Consider the following 6,521-nt stretch of genomic DNA (forward strand, 5'->3'; position numbering starts at 1 on the left):
AGCGGGTCTTGCAGCCGGGGTGGCGCTGTCAGAGAGGCGACCCGGATTCATCGGTGGACCTAACTTGGACCCAGTCAGTTCTCTAAGTTGAACCTTGCAGAGAGACCTATCCCCTGCCGGGACGCAGGAGTGGGCGCGTCAGGACCGTCCGATAGTATGGCTTCACATCCCTCGTTAGGAGGGAGTGTGTGATGCGGGTCACAAAGATAGGGTGACGCGCCGCACTGTCCCAAGGTCGCCACTCATTCACAATGCGCACCCTAGGAGCGCAGGGCTCTGACACCGGCCAGCGCTCTTCTTACCCGGGCGCACCAACAAAGAGCGAGGAGCCGCCATCATGAAGAGCGCACGATTGCAAGCTGCCATCCTGTTGTTCGGGGTCTTGGCCATCCTGGCGCTGCCACTGAGCCGGCCGACCAAGAGCTACGCCATCCCGGCGTTCGCCCGTCAGTACGGCACCTCCTGCAGCACCTGCCACACCGATTTTCCCAAGCTCAACGACTTCGGCAAGGCCTTCAAGGACGCCGGCTTCAAGTTCCCCAAGGACGACGAGTCCATGATCAAGACGCCGCCGGTGATGCTGGGCGCGCCGGCGCAGTCGGAGATGTGGCCCAAGGTGGTGTGGCCGGGCACCATTCCCGGGCTGCCTCCTATCGGCCTGCGCATGAACAGTTTCTTCCAGACGGTGAGTGCCAACCGCGGCGCACCCAACGCCACGCTTCTCCCGGGCTCCACGCCACCCTTCTTCACTCCCCGCACCGACTTCCAGACCGGACTGTTCAGCATCTTCACCGCCGGCAACTTCGGCAGTGGCATCGCGTTTTGGGTGGATGATGACCTGAGCGTGGCCGGCGCCAACAGCAACGGCGGGTTGGGCGACGGGTACATCAAGTTCGTCGACATCGGCCGCTTCGTGCACCTCCCCGCCGACGCGCTCAGCCTGCGCGTGGGCCAGTTCGAGCTCGACCTGCCCTTCTCGCCGGCGCGCAGCTACAACCTGAGCGGCTGGGACGTCTTCGACCAGAGCAACATCGGCGTGGTGGGCATGGGTAACGTGGCCAACCTCTTCGCCTTCAGCACCCCCGGCCAGGGCATCGAACTGAGCGGCGGCCACCTCTACCGCGGCTATCACTACTCGTTCGCAGTCATCAACCAGAACACCAGCGGCTTGCCGCCCAACGACCCGGGCTTCGTGCCTTCGCAAGTCGCCTTCACCTCCGACGCCAACTTCAAGGACCTGTACGGACGCTTCTCCTATCGCTTCAACCTGGAGCGCGACGCGGAGAGCCGCAACGCCATCCAGGCGGCAGGCGCGACCGGCCCGCGCGACCACACCTTCATCAGCCTGGGCACCTTCTACTTCTACGGGCGCTCGGTGCAGCGCTTCTCCGGGCTATTCCCGGGAACGCTGAACCCGACCGTGCTCACGGCGCGCGAGCCCTTCTACCGCGTGGGCGGCGACTTCAACTTCAACTACCGCACCTTCAACGTATACGGCGTGATCGTCTACGGGCATGACCACAACCTGATCCCGGTGGACGACCTGCTGAACCCCTTCCCGCTGCTGCCGACGCACTTCGTGCGCGGCGTACCCGTGACCTACACCGGCGGGTTCGTGCAGGCGGACTACATGCCCTACCCTTGGTTGATGTTGATCATGCGCTATGACGCGGTAAACTCCACCTCGGACCGGATCAACACCTTGCTGGATGGGCCGGCGTCATTCCCGGGCGCCTTCAACTCCACGCGCAACCGCTTCACCCCGGGGGCCCAGTTTCTGATCCGCGCCAACATCAAGGCGTCGGTGGAGTACCAGATCCGGCCCCGGCAGACGGTGCTGGACGCGGTGAGTGGCCTGCCCATCGCGCCGTTCCGCACCAACAACCTGGTGGTGGGCCTGGAGTTTGTCTACTAACCCGGGGACAGACACGGTCCTCACGATGAAGGAGTCATACCTCATGAAGCGCAACAGTCTGGCAGTGATCCTGGTGGTCGGGTTCTTCAGCATGGCCGCCTTGGCCGGCACCATCACGGGCAAGGTGTCCGGCGTCTCCGGCAAGTCGGTGGTCTACGTGGACACCATCCCTGGCAAGACCTTCCCTGCCCCCGCCAAGTCCTTCCTGATGGATCAGAAGGGCCTGCTTTTCCAACCCCACATCCTGGTCGTGCCGGTGGGGGCGACCGTGGATTTCCTGAACAGCGACTCGGTGCAGCACAACGTCTACTGGCCCTCGGTGGGCGGCAACAAGAAGCTGACCCACAACCTGGGCACCTGGCCGCAGGGGCAGAAGCGCTCCTTCAAGTTCGACCAGCCGGGCGTGACACCGCTGCTGTGCAATGTCCACCCGGAGATGTCGGGCTACATCGTGGTCGTGCCCACGCCCTATTACGTCGAGACCGACGCCAACGGGGAGTACAAGATCGAGAACGTTCCCGACGGCAGCTACACGGTGGTGGCGTGGCATGAGGGCGCCAAGACGCAGTCCAAACCGGTGACCGTGGCCGGGGGCAGCGGCAAGGCGGACTTCACGCTCACCAAGTAGTCGTGGTGGGGCGCCCCGTTGCCGCGGCGGCGCCCCGTTCTCCTCTGCCTCCAGAGAAGGGCAGAGGATGGCAGCAAGACGGGTGGGGACAGCTCGATGCTGAACCGCTATCTCAATAAGCAGGTCGACCGCGACTGGCTCAACACGAATTTCCCCTGCATGATGGCGTGTCCTGCGCACACGAATGCGGGGCGCTACGTCGCGCTCATCGCCGAGGGCCGCTTCGAGGAAGCCTACCGCTTCGCCCGCGATCCCAATCCGCTGGCCAGCATCTGCGGCCGGGTCTGCGCCCATCCCTGCGAGACCGCCTGCCGGCGCGGCCAGATCGACAAGCCCATCTCCATCCGCGCTCTCAAGCGCTTCCTCACCGAACGCTACGGCCCCGAGTCGCGCCATCCCGCGGACCTGCGGCCGCAGCCCGCGGAGAGGCTTCCCTTCAAGGTGGCAGTGGTAGGCGGCGGCCCCGTAGGCCTCTCGGCGGCGCACGACCTGGCGCTGATGGGCTACTCGGTCACCATCTTCGAGGCCGCGCCCGTCGCCGGCGGCATGCTCTACTTGGGGATCCCCGAGTACCGCCTGCCGCGCAACGTGGTGGAAGCGCAGGTGCGCGAGATCCTGGAGACCGGCGACATCACCCTCAAGCTGAACCACGCCGCGGGGCGCGACTTCACCGTCGGCGAATTGCGGCGCCAGGGCTTCGACGCCGTGCTCATCGCCGTGGGAGCGCACCGCAGCCGCGACTTGAGCATCCCCGGCGTCGAGCTGGACGGGGTGCACAAGGGCATCGAGTTCCTGCTCAACGTGAACCTGGGCTACAAGTTCACCATCGGCAAGAAGGTGATCGTGATCGGCGGGGGCAACGTGGCCATGGACGTGGCCCGCTCCGCCGCCCGCGAGGTGCTGCGCGAGCACGGCGCCACCGACGAGGTGGTGCCCAGCGACGAGAACGTGGCCGCCGTCGCCGCCCACGAGATGGTCGACATCTCGCTCTCCGCTCTGCGCATGGGCGCGCGCGAGGTCCACCTGGTCTGCCTGGAACGGCGCTTCGAGATGCCGGCGGCGCTAGAGGAGATCGAGGAAGCCGAGGCCGAGGGCATCATCATCCATCCCGGCTTCGGGCCCAAGCGCGTCCTGGGGCGCGACGGCAAGGTCACCGGCCTCGAGACCCTGGATACCAAGTGGGTCTTCGACCAGCAGAAGCGCTTCAACCCCGCCTTCTACGAGAACAGCGAGAAGCAGTTGGACTGCGACACCATCATCATGGCCATCGGGCAGGCGCCCAACCTGGAGTTCCTGAAGCCGGAGGACGGGGTGCAGGTCTCGCCCCGCGGGCTGATCGCGGTCAACCGCGAAAACCTGATGACCACCGCGCCCGGCGTCTTCGCCGGCGGCGACTGCGTCTTCGGGCCGCGCCTCATCATCGACAGCGTGGGCGACGGCAAGCGCGCCGCCGTCGGCATCGACGAGTTCCTGCGCGGCCGCAAGCATCCCCAGCCCGAGATCGAGGTCGAGGTGCTGCGCCGCCACCGTATGTTCCCCGACTTCATGGAGATCGCGCGCCAGGCCGTGCCCATGCTGCCCCTGGAGCGCCGCACCGGCGTCACCGAGGTGGAGATCGGCTACGACGAAGAGTCGGCCATGGAGGAAGCGCGCCGCTGCCTGCGCTGCTGGGTGAACACCGTCTTCGAAGGCAACGAGACCGACGGCAGCCAGTGCGTGCTCTGCGGCGGCTGCGTGGACGTCTGCCCCGAAGACTGCCTGCAACTGGTCTCGCTGGACCGCATCTCGTTCGAGCCCGGCACCCTGGAGAACATCCGGCGCGAGCCGCAGCTCTTCGGCGTGGAGCTGGACGACATGGCCGCCGACGAGCTGGGAGTCATCACCGGCTCCGCCATGCTCAAGGACGAGACCCGCTGCATCCGCTGCGGGCTCTGCGCCCTGCGCTGTCCCGCCGGCACCATCACCATGGAGGCGTATCACCTGCTGCCAGCCGAGCCCACCGGGCTGATCCCCATCCAGGCCATGGACCTGGTGCAGATCCAGCCCGCGCCGGCGAAGTGAGGGAGAGGACCGAGGTCAATGCCTGAAGACGAGAAGAAACCCGAAGCCAACGCCGGCCTGGATCGCCGCCAGTTCTTCGTGAAGATGGGGTTGGGCTCCATCGCCGTGGCCGGGGCGGGGACCGCGGTCTTCGCCTACCAGTTCCTCTCCCCCAACGTGCTCTACGAGCCCTCGCCGGTGGTCAACGCCGGCAAGCCCGACAGCTACGCCCCCGATTCGGTCACCCTCGATCCCGCCACCGGCATCTACATGGTGCGCGCCGCCGAGGGCTTCTACGCGCTCTCCGCCGTCTGTACCCACCTGGGCTGCCTGACCGCGTGGAAGCCGGAGCTGGGTATCATCGCCTGCCCCTGCCACGGCAGCAAGTTCAACCGCGACGGGGTCAAGATCGCCGGCCCCGCGCCCAAGCCCCTGCCCTGGCTGCGCATGTGGCTCAACGACGACGGCGACCTCATGGTCGACCGCTCCACCACGCTCTCCAACCGGCAGTACGTGCGCGTCTGACATGGCCAAGAAGCTCACCAGCTACGTGGATCGGGTCCAGCAGAGCCGGGTGTGGCGCTCCATTTTCCGCGGCGGACCCGGCTTCAGCAACCTGCGCCGCGCCCTCTTCGTCCAGCAGAACGTCTTCCTGCACCTGTTCTCGGTGAAAGCGCGCAAGCGCGTGCTCGACTTCGGGGTCACCTGGTACCTGGGGGCGCTCACCTTCGGCTGCTTCCTCATCCTGGTGATCACCGGCATCCTGCTCATGCTGGTCTACCACCCCTCGGTGCCGCAGGCTTACAACGACATGAAGGACCTGCAGTTCGTGGTCTCGTCGGGGGTGTTCCTGCGCAACCTGCACCGCTGGGCGGCGCACGCCATGGTCTTCCTGGTGTTCGCGCACATGTTCCGCGTCTTCTACCGCGGCGCCTACCGCCCGCCGCGCGAGTTCAACTGGGTGATCGGCGTGGTGCTGCTGCTGATCACCCTCTTCCTCAGCTACACCGGCTACCTGCTGCCCTGGGACCAGCTGGCCTTCTGGGCCATCACCGTGGGCAGCAACATCGTCTCTGCCATGCCCTTCTTCGGCTCGCGCATCCGCTTCCTGATGCTGGGCGGGCACACGGTGAACGCCAACGCGCTGCTGCGCTTCTATGTGCTGCACTGCATGGTCCTGCCGCTGACCGCGATCTTCTTCATCGCCATCCATTTCTGGCGCATCCGCAAGGACGGCGGCCTCTACCCCGGCGACCTGGAAGACACGGTGGAGGAGGAGGGGCCGCATGCCTGACCCCAAGGACTTCCTCGCCAGCCGCGACTCCGACGCGCGCAAGACGCCGGTGCGCGTCGCCTTCGTCACGCGGCGCACGTCGCCCGCGGTCCGGACCCGCTACGAAGACACGGTCATGACCTATCCCGAGGTCTTCTTCCGCGTGATCGTGGCGGTGCAACTGCTCGCGGCCTTCCTGGTGGGCCTGGCGCTGCTCTGGGACGCTCCCCTGGAGCAGCTCGCCGATCCCATGCACACCCCCAACCCCGCCAAGGCCCCCTGGTACTTCCTGGGCCTGCAAGAGTTGCTGCACTACTTCCCCCCGGTGGTGGCGGGCGTGCTCATCCCCACGCTGGTGGTGATCGCGCTCATCGTGATCCCATATTTCAACATCAACGTCCAGGCGGAAGGCGTGTGGCTGCGCGACCGGGCGCAGCGCCTGCGCCTCTTCGCGGTGGTGGTGGCGGCGCTGGCCGTCTTCCTGGCAGTCTTCGACGTGTGGGTGGCGCTGGCGCCCACCCTGCTCGTCGCCGCCTTCATGCTCTACGCCGCCTTCGTCGACCCGGCCAGCAAGGCCGGCTTCCGCCGCTGGCTGGTGCGCAAGCCGCTGGCCTTCTGGATCATGACCTGGTTCCTGGCGGTGGCGGTCACGCTGACCGCCGTCG

6 protein-coding genes are annotated in these 6,521 nt (G+C 66.5%); all 6 read left to right on the plus strand.

Features of this window, described 5'->3' with window-relative positions; translation table 11 throughout:
* The first annotated feature begins 337 nt into the window (after positions 1–337).
* Entirely contained in the window at positions 338–1,915 is a 1,578-nt protein-coding gene (locus tag VEG08_09325) for a hypothetical protein (protein ID HXZ28181.1), read from the plus strand.
* Between the two features lie 43 nt (positions 1,916–1,958).
* Positions 1,959–2,543: a carboxypeptidase regulatory-like domain-containing protein gene (locus tag VEG08_09330; protein ID HXZ28182.1), complete on the plus strand. Its 585-nt coding sequence runs from the start codon at positions 1,959–1,961 to the stop codon at positions 2,541–2,543.
* A 96-nt stretch (positions 2,544–2,639) separates the two neighbouring features.
* The gene (locus VEG08_09335) at positions 2,640–4,604 is read left to right on the plus strand and encodes an FAD-dependent oxidoreductase (protein HXZ28183.1); all 1,965 of its coding nucleotides are present in this window, start codon (positions 2,640–2,642) and stop codon (positions 4,602–4,604) included.
* Between the two features lie 18 nt (positions 4,605–4,622).
* Positions 4,623–5,108: a ubiquinol-cytochrome c reductase iron-sulfur subunit gene (locus VEG08_09340; GenBank protein HXZ28184.1), complete on the plus strand. Its 486-nt coding sequence runs from the start codon at positions 4,623–4,625 to the stop codon at positions 5,106–5,108.
* Between the two features lies 1 nt (position 5,109).
* Positions 5,110–5,877: a cytochrome b N-terminal domain-containing protein gene (locus tag VEG08_09345; GenBank protein HXZ28185.1), complete on the plus strand. Its 768-nt coding sequence runs from the start codon at positions 5,110–5,112 to the stop codon at positions 5,875–5,877.
* On the plus strand, positions 5,870–6,521 hold a 652-nt coding region (locus tag VEG08_09350), incomplete at its 3' end, for a hypothetical protein (protein HXZ28186.1). The genes VEG08_09345 and VEG08_09350, both read left to right, overlap by 8 nt.

Source organism: Terriglobales bacterium (assembly GCA_035624475.1).
Classification (GTDB): Bacteria; Acidobacteriota; Terriglobia; order Terriglobales; family Acidobacteriaceae; genus DASPRL01.